Genomic DNA, 18123 nt, shown 5'->3' on the forward strand with positions numbered 1-18123 from the left:
AGTCGAGATACTATGATAGTAGAGCTCTATAACAGCGGGGACAATAATCAAATCCTTATATCTGTTGTATAATTAACATCCGGTCTATTTTGTTGAGAAAGCGGGATATGTCCAGAACATAGAGGAAGGATTTGGAAGAAAGGGGCGTGCGGGATGGCAGTCACAAGAAAAGGTGAGGATCGCCGCATACAGCGGACTTGTCAGCTGATAAGGACTGGTTTTGTTGAAATTATGCGCGAAAAGGGTTTTGCTGCGGTGACCATACAGGATATTGCCGACCGCGCCAACGTCAATCGGGGCACATTCTACATTCACTATACAGATAAATACATGCTGTTGGATGAGATCGTACGTGACAATTTTGGAAAAATGCTGACAGATGCGCTTCCGCCCGATCCGAATTGGGACAAGAGAACGTTGCAGATTATTATTTTGACCGTTTTGAGCTGTTTTGAGGGCAAATACCGGCATCAGCAGCCTTCATCGCGTTTCCCGGCACTTCTCCTCGAACGGACTATTAAGGAAGAACTGGAGAATTACCTCATCCAGCTGATCAAGCAGGATCGTGATGGCGATCCGCAGGAGCTTGCGCGATTGGAAGCAAGGGTGCAGGTCATCAATTGGGCGATTTTTGGGGCAGCAATCCAGTGGGGGCAGGAACCGGTCAGGATCGCCAAGGAGCAGATGGCTGACGCCATCCTCTCTGTCATTGTGGATGGCACAATCCAGCCGGTTTCCGCAGATGAAAGGCAGAATAGATGAACTATTTCGGTTTTTTTTCCGAAAGTATTGGATGCTGCGAGGAATTTAGAATACGGGTCGAGCAGAGGTAAACGGGGACATCCTCGAATGACAGGGCTGCCGCCAGCAGCCCTATCCTTTTATTCAACGGCCAGTTCCATGAATTTCTCCTTGCCTTTCTTCTCGAGCCAAGCGTCGAAGCTGGTAAGTCCGGAATATATCTGCCGCAAGGCCGGCAAATCGACTACATGACCGCCCCCGTTCAGCCACTCGTAGATCTGGGCCAGCGTTTCGCTCTGCCCGCGAAGAACTTCGATTGGAATGGGGGCATATTCAACCGGTTTTCCTGTCGCATATGTGATCGCAGAGGCGATTGCCGGCGGCGTCAGCGAGTCACTGGCGAGCTCGATCGTCCTGCCAATGAACTGCCCGGGATTCCGCAGCGTACGCTGGACGAATGCTCCGATATCATCAACCGCTATAAGATTGACAGGGATATCAGATGCGATTGCTTCTGCATAGATTCCATTGCGGATTGCAGAGAATGGGCTGATGTAATTCTCCATAAAGAAGGTGAGTCGCAGAACGGTAGAAGGCAGACCGATTGCATGAATATGCTTTTCGATTTCCCATTTGGCAACAGTCCGGAAATGCGATTGCGCCTCTGCTCCGCTTGCCGAAGAATAGACAAAATGCTGAACATTCTCCTGCTTGGCCATGTCGGCGACATTCGTTCCTAACCGGATCTCTTCGTCGACTGCAATCAGATCCCATTCGGGCGGCTGTACGCTAAAAACTCCATAAACGCCATGCATAGCTTCAGCCAGCGTAACGCGGTCTCCCATATCTCCTTGAAAAAGCTCGGCTCCTGCCGATAATAGCTCCTGCGCCGACTTGCTCGCTGCGTCACGGGTGAAAGCGCGCACCCGAAAGCCGTCCCTGAGCAGGTGGTTGACAACTGAACCTCCTTGCTGGCCCGTCGCGCCCAGTACCAGAATGGTCTGGTTTTGTGAATTCATATCCACTCATACCTCCTTGAGTTGATGTTCCGGCAGATGGCGTAAGAACGGATGGGCTTCGCCATCACCCTATTACGATGATAAGGCAAATGCTATACTTGCATAAGAATGCACTTTATTTTTATCTAAAGCAGTTTTGTAGAACAGCTTACTAAAAGTAAGGAGGTAGCGCTTCATGATGCAGCATGCTTTGTCTCCCTGTTTCGAGCCGATCAGTGCAGCCATTCAGGTTATCGGGGGAAAGTGGTCCTATTCCGTTATCGCTAATCTGTGCCAGGGAACTCAGCGATTTAATCAGCTTCGCAGAAATCTGGGCGATGTCAGCATCAAGTCATTGACTGATACCCTCCGCCATCTGGAGCAATGCGGAATTGTCAATCGTACAGTCTTCCCGACAGTCCCGGTGAGCGTCGAATATTCCCTCACGGACAGCGGCAGGGAGTACGGGGAGATTCTTTTTCAGATGCGGCAGTGGGGGGAGAAATGGATGTTGAACCCGGTGAAAGACTCCGGCAATTCTCTCTGATCGGGCTATTATCCGGCGAGGGTACCGGATGAAATAATGCCTTGCCGGGCAAGCAGCCATTTGATCAGCACCAGCCTGAATGAGAGAGCAACATGGCAATACCAGCCTCGTGTTATAACTGTAGTCAGACAGGTGCGCACTTGTTACACATAAGAGGAGCTGGGAAACTATGAGTAAATTGAGCGGCAAGGTTGCATTGGTTACAGGCGCAAGCCGGGGGATTGGGCGTGCCGTTGCGGCAAGGCTGGCGGAGGAAGGCGCATTGGTGGCCGTTCATTATGGCAAGAACCAGGATGCTGCGGAAGAGGTTGTCCGCGGGATCGAGCAAAGCGGAGGCTCAGCGTTCGCGCTTGGGGCGAATCTTTCATTTTCCAATGGATATAAGATTCTGTTCGAGAAGCTGGATGAAGCGTTGAAGGAACGAAGGGGCGCTACTCAGCTTGACATTCTGGTCAACAATGCGGGTATCGGTCTGTCTGCAGCGATTGAGGAGACAACGGAAGCCGCCTACGACGAAATAATGAGAGTCAATGTAAAAGCGCCGTTCTTCCTGACCCAGCAGGCGCTCCCGCGATTACGGGATGAGGGTCGCGTTATCAATCTGTCATCCGCTGTGACAAGAATTTCCCTGCCGGCTCTTGCTGTATACAGTATGACCAAGGGAGCGATTAATGCGCTGACGCTCGCATTGTCCAACCAGCTTGGACCGCGCGGAATAACGATCAATGCCATCCGGCCCGGCTTCGTTGCCACGGATATGAATGCCGCGGTGCTGCAGGATCCTGCGGGAGAGAAATTCGGTGCGGATTATTCGGTCTTTGGTAGATGGGGACAGCCTGGGGATGTCGCGGATATTGCTGCTTTTCTGGCTTCCCCGGACAGCCGCTGGATAACCGGGCAGCTGATAGACGCCAGCGGAGGGTCCCGCTTGTAATCATCAGGATGCTTTTGTTAAACCGTATGGAAGAGGAGCCCTTCTGCAGAGAAAGGCTCTTTTTTGTTGGCAAAACGGCGTTTCAGCGTACAAGCGCCGTCTCTAATTCTTTTTTGCTTCATAAAATATGTTTACAGGAATACCGTTAGATAACTTGGAGGGGATAACCATGATTCTGGAGACGTACGAGCGGGACTTTATGACGCTTTTGAACAGAAGAATAATTTACCGGGACAGTTTGCTTGATGTGGGCAGCGGCCTTTGCACATTGCTCGAATATATGAATTTCAATCATATTGTGGCGATGGATATCCACCGGCCGTATTTAATGAACCGCCAATATAACGGAAGTCATGTAATTCCGCTAAACGCCGACGCGAATCAGATGTCCCGGCTGTTCGTACCCGATTCTGTATCGGCGGTTTCGTTCATCGACTCGATTGAGCATTTCACGAAACAGGAAGGCCTGGCGCTGCTGCAGAGCGCAGATGAAATTGCCAGGCATCATGTGATTGTGTTTACGCCCAGAGGCTACTTCCCACAGGATGATGTGGACCATTACGGAATGAACGGGGAAATATTTCAGGCGCACCACAGCGGCTGGGAGGCGGAGGAACTGGATAGCCTCGGTTACGATGTGATCATCATGAAGCAGTTCCATGGCCCGGAGAACCTGGCCTTCATGCGGGCATTCGGCAGCAGCCATGCGCCGGTGGATGCTTTGCTTGCAGTCAAGACCAAGCTTTAGCCATTTTTACTCCATGAGTGACATTAGAAAAAGCGGAACTAAGTTTTCCCGGGACGCGGTTGTAGCATACAACCGTGTTTTTTTGCGCTTGACGACTATATCGGCATACGATACAATTACTACGTAAGCCGATATATTGGTAACCGTAATAGATGGAGGTGGCCGCATTGCCGGAAAGCACTGAAAGAGGCGCTTTAACTGAAGCTGTGTTCTATATTCTGCTGTCTTTGTTCACACCCATGCATGGGTACGGGATTATGCAGAACGTGAAGGATTTAAGTCATGCACGGGTCAATCTTGGTGCCGGTACGCTGTATGGTGCGATTAATACCTTGTCCGAGAAGAAATGGATCACACTCCTCGACAACGAGAAAGATTCCCGCAAGAAACAGTATGTCATTACTGACCTGGGAAAATTAATGGTTCGGGATGAAATAGCCAGACTTAGAGAACTGCTCATGAACGGAGAACAGATAGCAGGGGAGGAGCAATAATGGAACATATTGTACGCAAAGCCTTTTGGGATCACGAGAAGGAAGAGCAGTGGCTGAATGAAATGGCCGCAAAGGGATGGGCGCTTACGGGGTATTCCTGGTGCAAATATGTCTTTGAGGAAACTCCGAAGAACGAATATGTGTACCGGATTGAGTTTTTGGATAATCTCCCCGCTCATCCTGAGAGTGGTGAGTATATTGCTTTTCTGGAGGAGAACGGGATCGAGCATGTGGCTTCCTATACCCGCTGGATTTATCTCCGCAAAAAAGCGGCCGAGGGCGAATTTGAGCTGTACACCGATATCGGATCAAAAATAAAGCACTACGAGAAAATAAATACATTTTGGACAACATTGGCGTTGGCAGAGTTTGCAGTGTGTTTGGTGGAAATCGTAATTGGACTTAACCAGTCCGGCCGTTTATTCATTCTGAATCTCGTGCTCAGCTGTATGCTGGCCATAATGGGAATTCTGCTGCTGGGACTGGGAATCAGGATCAGGAAGAAAATCAGAAGGCTTCATCAGGAGAAAGCGATCAGGGAATAACCGGTTTTGGCGCAAAGCAAAGAGCATCGCCGCCTCGAATGGGGAGCGATGCTCTTTGCTTGTAGCTTAATCTATGCCCTCTAACCCTTGATGCCCGTCGTGGCAATGCCTTCCACAAAGTATTTCTGGGCCAGGAAGAAGACGAGAATACAGGGCAGAATCGCAACGACCGACATGGCGAGCACCTGATTCCAGGGGGCGCTGCTGGAATTGTCGAGCGCCATTCTGAGCGCAAGCGCAACGGTATATTTTTTGACACTGGTAATGTAGATCAAGGAGTTGAAGAAGTCATTCCAGGTCCAGATGAATTCGAAGATAGCAGCCGAGACCAAAGCGGGTTTGGCAAGCGGAACCAGAATCCGGACCAGGATGACAAAAGTGCCGGCACCGTCCATTTTGGCCGATTCGTCAAGCTCGCGCGGGAGCCCGCGAAGAAACTGCAGTATCATGAAGACGAAGAAGGCATTCGTCGCGAGTGCCGCCGGAACGATAAACGGATAATAGCTGTTCAGCCAGTCCAGATTCTTGAACAGAATATATCGCGGAATGACGAGCACGGCCTGGGGAAGCATCAGCGTCGAGATCATCAGCGTGAAGAAAAGCTTCTTCAGCGGAAAATTGAATCTCGCAAAGCCGTACCCGACAATTGTGCTTGAGACTACGGTCAGCAGAACCGTGGGAATCACGAGCTTCAAGGTGTTGATAAAATAAAGCGTAAAGGTATACTGGCCGGCGCCCATCCAACCCTTCCGGTAGGAATCCCACTGCGCGTGGCTTGTCCACAAGCTCAGCGAGCCGAAGATTTCCTGATTGGATTTGAGCGAAGCTCCGACCAGCCATATGAGCGGATAGACCATCACTAAACCGAACAGGCACATGAAAAGAAACAAAACCGTTTGCCGTGGCAGGACACCTGTTTTCATTTGCGGTCACCTCCGTCTTCATAATGCGTCCAATAGCTGGATGATTTGATGACAAGGGCGGTGATGGCGAAAATGATAAGAAACAAAATCCAGGATAGGGCGGAAGCATAGCCCATTTTCAGAAACTTGAAGCCTTCATCGTACAGCTTCATGCCATAGAGATAGGTGGACTTCAGCGGTCCGCCGTCCGGCAGAATAACGAATGCGCCAGTGAATTCCTGGAAAGCGTTCACGGTCTGCATAATCAGGTTGAACAGCAGGATCGGCGTCAGCAAGGGCAGCGTGACAGAGAAGAACATCCTGATCCTTGAAGCGCCATCCACCCGTCCCACTTCGTAAAGCTCGCCCGGCACCTGCTTTAATCCTGCGAGGAACAAGACCATTGAAGACCCGAACTGCCAGACGGCCAGCGTCGAAATGGTGAATAACGCGATATGCGGATTGCCCAGCCAGTCGATTGCCGGTATTCCGACATAGGATATCATCTGGTTCACGATGCCTTCCTTCATGAACAGAAAACGCCAAAGCACGGCGACGGCAACGCTGCCGCCGAGGATGGAAGGCAGGTAATAGACCGTCCGGAAGAAATGAACGCCTCTCATCTTCACGTTCAGGATAACGGCGACGAGCAGGGCGAAGGATACCTTCAAGGGAACGGCGATCAGACTGTATATGAGCGTCACCTTCAGCGACTGCCTGAACATATCATCTTTTGTGAACATAGTGATGTAATTATCGAACCCGATCCATTTGGGCGCGCTCATCAAATCAAACGATGTGAAGGAATAATACATGGAAGCAAAGAAAGGGTAGAGCTGAAAAATAAGGAAGCCGATTATCCAGGGGCTGATATACAGCAAGCCTTTATATTTCCCTGATATACGTTTTTGTCTGTTTACAGTTTGCATTTCTCTCCACCTCGGGTGTTCGTTATGAAAGCGCAAAGCCACTGTCCCGGAGCGGCATTGCGGCGATAACCATAGATTATGAGACTTCGGCGATTTTCTCGTTCAGGCGTTCGATCAGCTCATCCGCAGCCTTGTCCGGAGTCAGCGTTTTGAAAGCGACCTTCTGCAGGACATCCTTCAGCACTTCACTGAGCTGCGAATTTTGCGAAATGACGTTATCCGGTGTCGCCGGATGGGATGAAGCCACCTCGACAGCTGTGGAAACGTCCGGATCGAGTTTTTTCGCCTCGACGATGGCCAGTCTGGACGATTCTACGGCAGGTACGGCGCGTGTATCGCCAAGCACCACCGCAGCCTCTTTATCGGTCAGCAGCCAGTTGACGAATTTGACGGCTTCTTCCGTATTTTTGGATTCCTTGTTCACACTCACGACTTGCGAAGGACGGACTAGGGAGGCGCCGGTCAAGGCGTCGTCAAAAACAGGAGGGCTGACCGATTGCGATTCAACGTCCTCAGGCAGCACTCCCGCATACTTGGTGATTTCACTGCTCCAGGCTTCAATTCCGAGGAATTCCTGGTTGATCCATTTCGGATTTTGCTCCAGCTTCGCATAGAACAGCTGGCTTTCGCCGTAAGGCTGGAACACGCCGGCATCGTATGCGTCAAGAAGCCATTGGAAGCCTTCAATCGCCTGCTCTCTGTTGAAGGAGAGCGTGTTGTCATCCTTGACCATCGGAGCGTTGGTGCGCTGTCTCAGAATCGATTGAAACATCATTTGCACGATACCGGAGTCTGCGTTCAGCAAATAATACTTTTTATCCTGCTCCCTGACTTTACGGGCCGCCTCAAGCAGGGAATCCCAGGTAAAGGGCTGGTCCAGCGAAATGCCAAACTTGTCGGCAAGCGTCTTGTTCATTAGAAGCGCGCGTCCGTTGATGCCCATCGGCAGTCCAATCGTCTGATCGTTAACGGTCACGAAGTCCTTCAGAAAAGCAGCGTCGAATTTGCTGAGGTCAATGGATTTCTCCTGACTGAAATCGACGAGAAGCTTGCCGCTTTTGTTCAGCTCGGCGAGCCATGGGGTATCGAGCTGCATGATATCCGGAGCCGTGCCGCCTGCCAGCTGCGTTTTGATTTTCTGCTCGTAGCCGTCAAACCCGCCATATTCGGCTTCGATCGTCACGTTGGGATTGGCTTCCTGGTACAGCTTGATTGCAGCCAATGTCGCCTGATGTCTCGTTTCGTCTCCCCACCAGGAGAAGCGGAGCGCCACCTTCTTGCCGCTGTCGCCTGAACCTGCATTTTCTGTCCCGGATGAAGCATTGTTCCCTGTGTTTGCTGAGCTGCAGCCGGCGAATAGGACCGCAGCAGCGCTCAGCAGGATTGCCATGCGCGTCCAGCCTGCCCGTTTTTTCATTTTTGTTTCCCCCTGTTCATAGTTGTAAGCCTTTGCAAGTAATATAGTAACAAGGATCTGAAAGCGTTTAAATCCCTCAGGTTTGTCAAAAGGTTTCATCATTTAACCGTTATCATGCGCCTTTTCCTCCAAAAAAAGACGCTTCTTTTGTCTTTTAGCCCCAATTGATGGGATTGGGTTGTCAGCGCTGTCATATCCCCTATAATAGAAAGTATTCGTTCGATCAAGACTGGAGGGGTCAGGCATATGTACAAGCTGTTGATCGTCGACGACGAAACCAAAATCCGCAATGGGCTCAGAACCTTCTTTCCCTGGCATGAAATCGGTTTTGACGTGGTGTCGGAAGCCGCGAACGGGCTTCAGGCTCTTGAATATGTGGACAAACATCATGTGGACGTCATTCTCACGGATATCGTCATGCCCCGCATGACAGGCATAGAGCTGGCGAAAGCGCTTTACGAACGCAGGCACGGGGCCAAAGTCGTCTTTCTCACAGGGCATAAGGAATTTGAATATGCGCGAAAGGCGCTTGAGTACGGCGTCAGGCAGTATCTGGTCAAACCGACGCAATACAAGGAGATTGCCGGACTTTTCGAGCTCATCCGTACCGATCTTGACGCAGAGACGGCGGAGGTTTCCGGTGCAGGTGCAGGAATTATCCCGTCCGATTCATCCGCAGATAAAGCCGATCCGGAGGATAAAGGCTACCACGAGAAGAAAATCGCAGCGATCGAGCAATATGTCGCCGACCATTATGCCGACGCTTCTCTGGAGAGCATGTCAGAGGCGTTTCACATGAACAAGCACTATTTGAGCAAATACTTCAAGAAGTGGACCTCCGTCAATTTTTCCGATTATGTGCTTTCCATCAAAATGCGCAAGGCGGCCGAGCTGCTGCGGGATTACAACAACCGCTCCTACGAGGTTGCGCTGATTGTGGGATACGATAATGCGAAGAATTTCTCCAGGGCGTTCAAGCAGTATTACGGCAAGAGCCCCCGTGAATACCGCGATCATCCGTTATGAAGACGAAATTCTTCTACAAGCATCTGATCACCTTCATGCTGCCGCTGCTGTTCGCCTTGATTCTGATGGGCGCGCTTACAGTAGGGGTAACCCAGACGTATATCAAATCGAATCTGAACAACAGCTCGCAGAACCTGCTCCGCCAGACCAAGGAGAATGTGGAGCTGATTCTTGGCGAATCGGATCCCATGAGTCTGGTGTACGGGAACAGCAGCAAGGTGCTCCAGGCAGTGGGCTCCATACTCCGCAATCGTTCGCTTAATCCGGAGGAGCTGATCGCCTTCGACATTATCGACAGCTTCATGAGCGCTCCGGCCGATGCAAGGCCGTACATTGATTCCTTCTATCTGTATTTGTCCAATGGGAATGGCCGGTTCCTGTCTTCCAAGGACGGCCTATCCACATTCACGAATTTCTATGATACCGGGTGGTACAACAGCTATCTTCATAAAGCTTCCGACGTCTCGCAATGGATCGAGACACGTGAAGTAACCCCGTATTCGTTTGAGGACAGCCCGAAACGGATCATCTCCATCTTTCGGCGCATCGACGCTCCGAACGGGGTGCTCGTCCTGAATATCAAACCGGACTATATCGAGCAGCAGATGAAGGCCTTGTCCACCATGAAGGAACAAAGCGTATTGGTCATGGACAGCGACAACCGCGTCGTGTTCAGCGATGGAACAGGCGATTATTTGGGAGACGCAGCGCTGCGAAGGACCATTGTCGATTCGGCACAGCCATCCCTGACGGTTGCTACCGATCAGGATTCCTATGTGGTCTCCAAGCTGCATTCCGACCGTTACGGCTGGAACTATATCTCCATTGTACCGCAAAGCGCCTTGTACCAGGTCCCTGTCCTGATCATTAAATTGACGGTGGCGCTGCTCGTGCTCTCGGTCGTTATCGGGTTCACCTTCGCCTTAACCATGACGAGGCGCAACTATCGCCAGATATCGGGCATCATCCGCATTATACAGCTTGCCGAGAACGAGAGGCCGCTGCCTTCAACCGTCCCGCGTTATACGGATGAATACGGGCTCATCGTCCATAAAATCGTAAAAACCTTCCTGGAGCAAAGCTATCTGAAGGTGCAGCTCTCGGAGAGAAGGTACAAGCTTCAGGCTGCGCAGATGATTGCGCTGCAGTCGCAGATTAATCCCCATTTTCTGTTTAACACGCTGGAAACCTTGAATTGGGAGACGATTGCGCTGACTGGAAGGCCGAACCAGGCCAATTCGATCATTGATCATTTATCCCAAATCCTGCGTTATTCGCTGACGGACCCGCAGGAAACGGTGACGATTGATACGGAGCTTGAGAATTTGAGCCATTATATAGAAATACAGAAATTCCGATATGAAGATAAATTTGACATTATGTGGGAAATAGATCCCGACGTGGGGGATTTCCGTGTGATGAAGCTGCTGTTTCAGCCGTTGGTGGAGAACAGCATCTACCATGGGATCAAGGAGAAGGAAGCTTTCTGCAGGATCAAAATCAAGGTCAGGAGGGAAGTGAACCATCTGGAGATGGCCGTGATCGATAATGGCGTGGGGATGGATGAAGAGAAGCTGGCGATGCTTCGCCGGCGGCTGGCTATGGACGAAGACGCGGTTTCCCGGATTGGGCTTACCAATACCAACAAGCGTATCGGCCTGGTTTACGGCGATGAATACGGGATTCGGATCAACAGCAAGAAAGGGCTTGGAACGGCAGTATATATGAAAGTGCCGATTCCCAACGCGAAGCTGCCTGACGCTAATGGCAGATTATGAATAACGGGTCCAGTTCCAAACCATGAGAAATGGCAGGAACTGGACCCGTTCACTTGCGAGGGCGGCACGCTCGTACGAGCGCGACTCGGCGGAACAATCAGAAGGTTCGATATACATATGGATCGTCCGGAGCTGAAATCCGCTCCCACCGGCTTACCGTCAGCACAGGAATCGTTTGTTTGAACGGCTGATAAAACTGCCAGGTAAGCTTGCCTCTGACATGAACCCAGTCATCGTTTTTTAATTCCGTGCCGTCGGGGAAATCGACCAGCATCCCGAACACGCCGGAATCGGCTGCACAATGTATGAATCCGAAACGAAAGACGAAGAACTGATTCTCATTTATTTGTTCCCCCTGATAGGCAAAACCGTCGAAGGCGACGGTTTTTCCCAAAAAAGCGCCCGGGTAATTATAAATGGCTTCTATTCCTTTGAGGTATTCCTCGTCTCCCAGAATGACCTCGTCACGGTCAATAAACTCGGACAGCTCCGCATTCTTCACCTCTTTATATCCTTCGGCCCCATAGAAAACGCTGGTATTCGGCCTTAGAAACTGATGCTCTCCAGGGCTGTTGACGGATGCTTCAATCTGGGGGAAAGAGAAGCCCTTGGCTTTGACAAAGCTTGAATCCAGGATCTGGACCGGCAGAAAAAAGCCCGTAATAACAGGGAATAGCAGGATCAAATACGTCACGGTTCTTATTAGTCTGGAAGTGCCGCCATGGGAATGGCCATGATCGTGTCCATGCCTCTGTTCACCGCCGTGTTCATGCGTATGATCATGCCCGATTCCGTGCTCATGGCCAGGACCTCTAACCTGTTCATCCTTATGGCTGAGCTCAAGTGTCTGAGCATCGGCTTTTCTTTTTTCGATCGCTTTTTCATGGCGGTAGAAACGGATGAATTCGAATAAACTGAGCACCGAGAGCAGAACGATTGCACTGACGGACAAGTAGGCATACTTCGTATTAATATACTTATTCAGATCCCCTTGCGTATGTATGTGAGAGAACATCAATACAAAACCAACCAAAACAAAGAACCGTATCATCCGCCCAAAGCCTCCCCATCTATTGTTTGCCGTACGTTTCTATTTTATCACAAGTACCGGCATAAATAGGTAAAGGGACACCGGCTGAATAAATCCAGCGGCATCCCTTTTATATGAACAGCAATCAGATAAACATTTTGCTTGCTTCCAGCTGTTCGGCACTGGCTTCTTCCCCGGCTGCCTTCTTGGGCTTCTTAAGCATGATTCCCAGGATTACGCCGACAATTGCGATGTACACCAGCACTTTAAAGGTGCCGGAGAACGAATCGGTCCATGTCTCAATGGTCGGCTTGCCGTCCGCAGGCATAAATGTTTTCAAGTTGCTGGTAAGAATGGTCATCAAACCGGCGACCGCGAACGAGTTCATCACTTGTTGAGCGGCATTGGTGAGCGACGTGACGCGGCCAACCAGATTTGGCGGCGACGCCTGGATCAAATGCGTGTTCAGCGGCATCAGGGAAAGTCCCATTCCGGCTCCCAGCAGGGCGAGCGGAAGAATTAAGGTCGATACCCCGTCAGCTGCAGAGAGCCGGGTCAGCATAAAGGTGGCGACAGTGACAAAAGCCATGCCTGCCATAACTAACGGCCGGGCTCCGATTTTATCGAACAGAGCGCCGCTGATCGGCATGAATATTGCAGCCGCCAACGCCTGCGGCAGCATGATCAGGCCAGTGTCAAACGCGCTGTAGTTCTGGGCCTGCTGCAGGAACAGGGGAACGATGAACATGGAGCCGAACAGGGCGATTTGCGATATCCATTGAATGACGATCGCTTTGCTGAAATCCATGCTTTTGAAAACCCTCAGCTCGAGGATCGGCTGCTTATGGCGAAGCTCGACAATGACAAACAACACCAGGGCGATAATGCCGATTGTAAGTCCCGTCACCGTTTTTGTGGAGGACCAGCCGTGAACGCCTTCGCTGACCCCGTAAGACAATCCGGCAAAAGCGATCGGAGCGAGCAGCATCCCCCAAATATCCAGTCCTTTCACCGCTTGACGTTCAATGTTCGGCAGAGAACGGATACCTATAATCGTAGCCAGGATTCCAATCGGGATATTAATGATGAATATCCACTGCCATGTCGCGTAGTCGACCAGCCAACCGGCCAATAACGGACCAAGAGCAGGGGCCAGCAGGACAGGAATGCCCATGATCCCCATTACGGCGCCGACTTTGGCGGGAGGGGAGAGCTTATAGATGAACGCGAATGCGATAGGCATAACCATTCCGCCGCCTACCCCTTGAATAATGCGGTAAATGATTAATTGGGTAGGGTCTGTCGCAATCGCGCAGAGCAGGGAACCAAGGGTGAAGAAGCCAACCGAGAAAAGAAAAATCTGCTTTGCTCCAAACCGGTCCGACAGCCATCCGGCGAGCGGAATCACGGCTGCATTGGCAAGAACATAACCCGTTACCGTCCACTGCAGCGTATTAAGCGAGGAGTCAAAGGCCGTTGAAAGCTTGGGGAGCGCTACGTTCACGGCTGATCCATCGAGCACGACCATGAACAACCCCAGAATAATGGTAATGAGAGGCACTATGATTTCTTTGATCGTTTGCGGCTTGTCATTCGTCAAATCTTTTGCCGGTCCAGCTGACATATCCAACCTCCTGTAATTTAACAATAGATTATAAATGGCGTGTATCCGCAGCAGTGTGTACGACTCTCTTGACCCCGGTGGTCCTCGAGAGTACAATACGGCTATACAGCGGTACAAACCTGTTTATCAATATTCGGACATTTGTCCGTTTAATTGATTTCAATATACCGGACAAATGTCCACTTGTCAATTGATTTTGTCATGCACTTTTGGAAAAAGAGGTGTTGAATAAATGAAAGTCCGAAAAGAGCGCAAAGATGCGATCGAGCATCGGCGCATTATTTTACAGAAAGCGCAGCTGTTGTTCGCTGAATTTGGCGTTGATGGCGTTACCATGCACCAAATCGCAAAATCGGCCGGAATCGGCCAGGGGACTCTTTACCGCCGTTACGCCCATAAGGGTGAGATTTGCCAGGATCTGATGAAGGAAAGCAGCGAGGATGTATGCGAGGACATTCAGAATTATCTGGATAATAAGGATCTTCCATTGAGGGAACGTATCACCATGGCGCTGGAGATTGCTTTGAATTTCATCGAAAGCCATTCCGATTGGCTGGTTTCCATACAAGCCCCGACCTGTGAAGAACGACAAACGCTTTATTATCAATCGGATTTATACATCAATATGCATAAAGCCTTTCATGATTTGATCCTTGAAACCGAACCAGCCAAAGAAACCGCTAAAGATGCAGTTTTTATTGCGGATATGATTCTGGCATCCCTGAATCCTGAATTATTTCTTTTTATGCGAAACGAACGCGGTTATACAAAAGAAGAGATCAAGCATAAGCTGATCAGCTTATACATTGATCCCTTGTTTTGCTAATCAATCTCCATCCTGTTAGCCTTTCAAGGCTCCAATCATGACGCCCTTCACAAAAAAACGTTGAATGAAGGGGTAAATGCACAGGATCGGGAAAGTGGCTACCATGATCGTTGCGTATTTAATCGTTGCCCCGACCTGAAACTGCTCGCCAACCGCAGAGCCCGACGACATGTTGTCCGTTGAGCTTAGAATTAGAATCTCTCTGAGGAATATCTGCAGCGGATACAGGTTATGATCCTGAATGAAGATTGAAGCGTAGAACCAGCCATTCCATTTTTCCACCGCATAATAAAGTCCCATAACCGCAATGACAGGCAGGGAAAGCGGGATAATAATCCGGAACAATATAATAAAATGATTGGCTCCGTCGATCTTCGCGGATTCCTCCAGACTGTCCGGTATGGATTTGAATGAGGTCCGCATGATGATCAGATTAAAGGTCGAGATGGCGAACGGCAGTATGGTCGACCATAGGGTATTCGTCAGACCTACACCTTTTACGACCAGATATAAGGGGACAAGTCCTCCGCTGAAGAACATGGTAAAGGTAATCATCATCATGAACCATGCGTTCCACATGACATTCTTCCGGGACAGGACATAAGCGCCGAGCGCTGTTACGAACAGGTTCAAGGAAACGCCTATTACGACGATAAATAATGTATTCCTGTAGCCAATATAGATGCTAGGGTTGGCGAATACGAGCTTGTACGCCTCCAGGCTGAAGCCAAGCGGCTTCCACATCGCGCCTCTATGCGCAATAATTTCATTCGGATTGCTGAAGGATGCGAATATAACATGCAGGAGCGGATACAGGGTGATGATCATCAAGATGAACAGCAGGCAATAGATGACGCCGAGAAGCATTCTTTCCGACGGGGTAGTTTTCAAAGCGGTGGTTCCCTCCTTAACATGCAGCCAAAGCTTATAATTGAATACGCTACCACAGGCTGTTATTGCTGACTCTCCGGCTGATCCAGTTGGCCATCACGAGGAGCATCAGATTGATGATGGAATTGAAAACGCCGACTGCGGTGCTGTAGCTCCAGCTAAATTCGAGCAGCCCTTTGCGGTAAACGAAAGAGGAGATCACATCGGCATTTTCATAAATAACCGGATTATAGAGCAAAATGATTTTCTCGAATCCCACATTAAGCAAATTCCCCATCCGCAGGATGAACAGAATCACAATCGTCGGTAAAATGCCCGGAAGGGTTACATACCAGATTTGCTTCAATCGTCCAGCCCCGTCAATCCGCGCAGCTTCGTACTGCTCCTGGTCAATGCCCATCAGAGCGGCAAGATAAATAATCGACTCCCATCCAACCTTCTGCCAGATCTCCGACAGGATATAAATCGGGCGGAACAAATCGGGATGCTGCAGCATCGCAGTTCCGTCTCCGCCAAAAAACATATAGATGGTGTTGATAACTCCTCTGCTGTCTGTAAAATCGCGGATCAATCCGGCGATCACGATCATGGAAATAAAATAAGGCATATAAGTAACCGATTGAACTATTTTCTTATAGGCCTTGCTGCGAATCTCGTTAATCATCAAGGCCAATAGTATTGGAGCGGGAAATTCAAAGATAAGCGAATATAGGCTGATAACAATAGTATTCTTCAATACGCGCAGGAAATAATAGCTGTCGAAAAAGGCTTTGAAATGTGCCAAGCCTACCCATTCGCTGCCCATAATGCCTTTCATTGGCGAATAATCCTTGAAGGCGATCAGTACGCCGTACATGGGAGCATAATGAAACACGGCATAATAGGCAATAACCGGCAGCATCATCACATACAGGTATCGGTTGACGAGAAAATCCCTGACAAATCTTCCGCTGAATGTAGATTTATTCATAAATCTCCTTCCATAATGGAGGAGGGGGAGGCATCAAATCCACCCGCCCCTCCGTAATCATTTGCAGTTTAGCGCTTATTGTAGCGATCAAGAGCGGCCTGCTGGATTTCCATGGCCCGATCAATTTTGAGCGTTTTCAGTTTATCCATATAGCCGTCGTAAGCATCAACCGGTTCATTGCCCAAAATTATTTTCAATGCCATCTCATCCACAAGCGTATCAACGTCATTCATAATTTGCGCAAGCTCGGAGGCTTCCTCCGGCGTTGGCGTAACGAGCGGAAGCTTGTATTTGTCCACATCTGTTTTAGCCCAGGTTTCAAGAGCGGATTGCTGCTGGGGAAGACTCAGATACTGCAGGTTATACCGTAAATCCTGCACGAAAGGACCGCCGTAATTGGCGCGTATATACAGGGACATGGCCTGCGAGGGAGACAGTTTGTCCGGATTTTTCAACAGCAGGTCCGTGTAAATGGGGTTGCCGTCCTTCATTTCATAGCTGACGCCTTCCTGGCCGAAGTTGAAATACATATGTCCTTCATCACCGTAGCCCCAGTCCAGCAAACGGGCTGCGAGCTCTGCGTTTTCTGTTTTGGAGGTAATCGCGACATTCGTCCCGGTTGTATATTGGGGGTCTTTTTGCCCGAACATCGGTACATCGCCTTTATGGATAACCGGATAGGGAGCGGCTATCAGCTTGGCTTTGGGGTCCTTCTCTTCCAATAGCGGCGTCCATTTGCCGATGCCGCTTCCCGAGTTGTGAATGGTGGCGCCGGAAGCTCCCGTCGTGATGTTGGCGTCCAATGCCTTTCCATCCACATTGGCAATATTCTTGTCAAGCAGTCCCTCAGCATACCATTTGTGGAAGGTGCTCAGAAATTCCTTGTATCCGGGCTGCATCGGGCCGAACTTCACGACGCCGTTCTCCTGGAACCAGCCCTGGGTTGTGCCGAATGCGCCTACGAATGCGCCATTATCAAGGAAATTGTAATCAAATGAGAGCGGGGCGGCTGCGCCTTTCTTCTCCTTGAAGGCTTTTAGCACGTTATACCAGTCGTCCATCGTTACCGGTACCTGCAGACCAAGCTCGTTGAGCCAATCCTCACGGATAATGGGTCCTTGATAGACCTGCAGCAATGGGTCGCCGCGCAGGAACGGGAAGGTATAGTAGCTCCCGCTATCGGTTTTTACCATTTTGTCAATATCGGGATGATCCTGGAGATATTTCTTCAGATTCGGCGCATATTGATCGATAATATCATTCAATTTGAGGATATAGCCCTCCGCAATCGCCTTTTCCGGTCCGCCGGGGAAATTAAACCAGTCGTATTCAATCATGTCCGGCAGATCGCCGGATGCGAGCAGAATATTAAGCGCATCCTTGGATTGGCCTGCAGGGGGGCTGATGAATTTGAGCGGCACACCTGTGCGCTTCTGCCACTCCTGGAAGAATGGAACCTCGTCGATGGTCGCCTTTGTGGAGCCGTATTCGGCCCAGTAAGTCAGCGTTTTGTCTGTTTTTAGAGGATAGGCCGCGATTCCCCCCTGGTCCGCCGTTTCTGTCTGGTCAGGAGAGGCCGTGTCCGGACTGCTGCCGTTCGAAGAATTTGCGTTTTCCTTATTGACGGAGCAGCCCGTCATTATAATGAAGAGCATGATGGCGATAGAAGCCATTGAAACGAGTTTGATTCTGTGTGAACGTATTGAACTCATAATTGCTTGTA

At 50.1% G+C, this 18123-nt stretch carries 18 protein-coding genes; 9 read left to right on the forward strand and 9 right to left on the reverse strand.

All coding sequences use genetic code 11. The annotated features are described in order from the left end of the window. The first annotated feature begins 153 nt into the window (after positions 1-153). Positions 154-762 (forward strand): TetR/AcrR family transcriptional regulator, encoded by a 609-nt coding sequence (locus ACFOLF_RS33525; RefSeq protein WP_210043871.1) that lies wholly within the window; start codon positions 154-156, stop codon positions 760-762. 119 nt (positions 763-881) lie between these two features. Here ACFOLF_RS33525 and ACFOLF_RS33530 read toward each other — a convergent pair whose 3' ends face one another. Further along, positions 882-1760 carry an NmrA/HSCARG family protein gene (locus ACFOLF_RS33530; protein WP_210043870.1) on the reverse strand — a complete coding sequence of 293 codons (879 nt, stop codon included), beginning with the start codon at positions 1758-1760 and terminating at the stop codon, positions 882-884. Between the two features lie 175 nt (positions 1761-1935). Here ACFOLF_RS33530 and ACFOLF_RS33535 point away from each other — a divergent pair, with 175 nt between their 5' ends. From ACFOLF_RS33535 to ACFOLF_RS33555, 5 genes are all read left to right on the forward strand, one after another. Then, on the forward strand, positions 1936-2286 hold the full coding sequence (locus ACFOLF_RS33535) for a winged helix-turn-helix transcriptional regulator (RefSeq protein ID WP_210043869.1): 351 nt from the start codon (positions 1936-1938) through the stop codon (positions 2284-2286). Between the two features lie 169 nt (positions 2287-2455). Continuing rightward, complete coding sequence (locus tag ACFOLF_RS33540; RefSeq protein ID WP_210043868.1) at positions 2456-3220, forward strand: SDR family oxidoreductase; 765 nt, start codon at positions 2456-2458, stop codon at positions 3218-3220. A 169-nt stretch (positions 3221-3389) separates the two neighbouring features. Further along, positions 3390-3968: a class I SAM-dependent methyltransferase gene (locus ACFOLF_RS33545; protein ID WP_210043867.1), complete on the forward strand. Its 579-nt coding sequence runs from the start codon at positions 3390-3392 to the stop codon at positions 3966-3968. A 167-nt stretch (positions 3969-4135) separates the two neighbouring features. Then, positions 4136-4462: a PadR family transcriptional regulator gene (locus tag ACFOLF_RS33550; protein ID WP_379112655.1), complete on the forward strand. Its 327-nt coding sequence runs from the start codon at positions 4136-4138 to the stop codon at positions 4460-4462. Then, positions 4462-5007 (forward strand): DUF2812 domain-containing protein, encoded by a 546-nt coding sequence (locus ACFOLF_RS33555; protein WP_210043865.1) that lies wholly within the window; start codon positions 4462-4464, stop codon positions 5005-5007. Before ACFOLF_RS33550 ends, ACFOLF_RS33555 begins: the two co-directional genes overlap by 1 nt. Positions 5008-5087: 80 nt before the next feature. On the opposite strand, the gene ACFOLF_RS33560 is transcribed toward ACFOLF_RS33555, so the two are convergent. From ACFOLF_RS33560 to ACFOLF_RS33570, 3 genes are all read right to left on the reverse strand, one after another. Further along, positions 5088-5930: a carbohydrate ABC transporter permease gene (locus tag ACFOLF_RS33560; protein ID WP_210043864.1), complete on the reverse strand. Its 843-nt coding sequence runs from the start codon at positions 5928-5930 to the stop codon at positions 5088-5090. Beyond that, positions 5927-6838: a carbohydrate ABC transporter permease gene (locus ACFOLF_RS33565; RefSeq protein ID WP_210043863.1), complete on the reverse strand. Its 912-nt coding sequence runs from the start codon at positions 6836-6838 to the stop codon at positions 5927-5929. Before ACFOLF_RS33565 ends, ACFOLF_RS33560 begins: the two co-directional genes overlap by 4 nt. Before the next feature lie 76 nt (positions 6839-6914). Further along, a complete protein-coding gene (locus ACFOLF_RS33570) occupies positions 6915-8255 on the reverse strand; it encodes an ABC transporter substrate-binding protein (protein ID WP_210043862.1) in 1341 nt (446 codons plus the stop codon). A gap of 246 nt (positions 8256-8501) precedes the next feature. Here ACFOLF_RS33570 and ACFOLF_RS33575 point away from each other — a divergent pair, with 246 nt between their 5' ends. Further along, complete coding sequence (locus ACFOLF_RS33575; protein ID WP_210043861.1) at positions 8502-9281, forward strand: response regulator transcription factor; 780 nt, start codon at positions 8502-8504, stop codon at positions 9279-9281. Then, positions 9278-11059: a sensor histidine kinase gene (locus ACFOLF_RS33580; protein WP_210043860.1), complete on the forward strand. Its 1782-nt coding sequence runs from the start codon at positions 9278-9280 to the stop codon at positions 11057-11059. The genes ACFOLF_RS33575 and ACFOLF_RS33580 overlap by 4 nt, the downstream gene beginning before the upstream one ends. Before the next feature lie 97 nt (positions 11060-11156). Here the strand turns inward: ACFOLF_RS33580 and ACFOLF_RS33585 are convergent, their stop codons facing one another. Beyond that, positions 11157-12110, reverse strand: coding sequence for a TIGR03943 family putative permease subunit (locus tag ACFOLF_RS33585; RefSeq protein ID WP_210043859.1), 954 nt, complete (start codon positions 12108-12110; stop codon positions 11157-11159). Positions 12111-12234: 124 nt separating this feature from the next. Then, positions 12235-13713, reverse strand: a complete 1479-nt coding sequence (locus ACFOLF_RS33590) for an MDR family MFS transporter (protein ID WP_210043858.1) — start codon at positions 13711-13713, stop codon at positions 12235-12237. 232 nt (positions 13714-13945) lie between these two features. Here ACFOLF_RS33590 and ACFOLF_RS33595 point away from each other — a divergent pair, with 232 nt between their 5' ends. Beyond that, positions 13946-14539, forward strand: a complete 594-nt coding sequence (locus ACFOLF_RS33595; protein ID WP_210043857.1) for a TetR/AcrR family transcriptional regulator — start codon at positions 13946-13948, stop codon at positions 14537-14539. Between the two features lie 15 nt (positions 14540-14554). Here the strand turns inward: ACFOLF_RS33595 and ACFOLF_RS33600 are convergent, their stop codons facing one another. From ACFOLF_RS33600 to ACFOLF_RS33610, 3 genes are all read right to left on the reverse strand, one after another. Continuing rightward, entirely contained in the window at positions 14555-15406 is an 852-nt protein-coding gene (locus tag ACFOLF_RS33600) for a carbohydrate ABC transporter permease (RefSeq protein WP_210044042.1), read from the reverse strand. Positions 15407-15479: 73 nt separating this feature from the next. Beyond that, positions 15480-16400 carry an ABC transporter permease gene (locus ACFOLF_RS33605; RefSeq protein WP_210043856.1) on the reverse strand — a complete coding sequence of 307 codons (921 nt, stop codon included), beginning with the start codon at positions 16398-16400 and terminating at the stop codon, positions 15480-15482. Between the two features lie 68 nt (positions 16401-16468). Further along, a complete protein-coding gene (locus ACFOLF_RS33610; protein WP_379112658.1) occupies positions 16469-18112 on the reverse strand; it encodes an ABC transporter substrate-binding protein in 1644 nt (547 codons plus the stop codon). Between the last annotated feature and the right edge of the window lie 11 nt (positions 18113-18123).

The organism is Paenibacillus sepulcri, assembly GCF_042647105.1.
In the GTDB taxonomy this organism is placed as follows: domain Bacteria; phylum Bacillota; class Bacilli; order Paenibacillales; family Paenibacillaceae; genus Paenibacillus_Z; species Paenibacillus_Z sepulcri.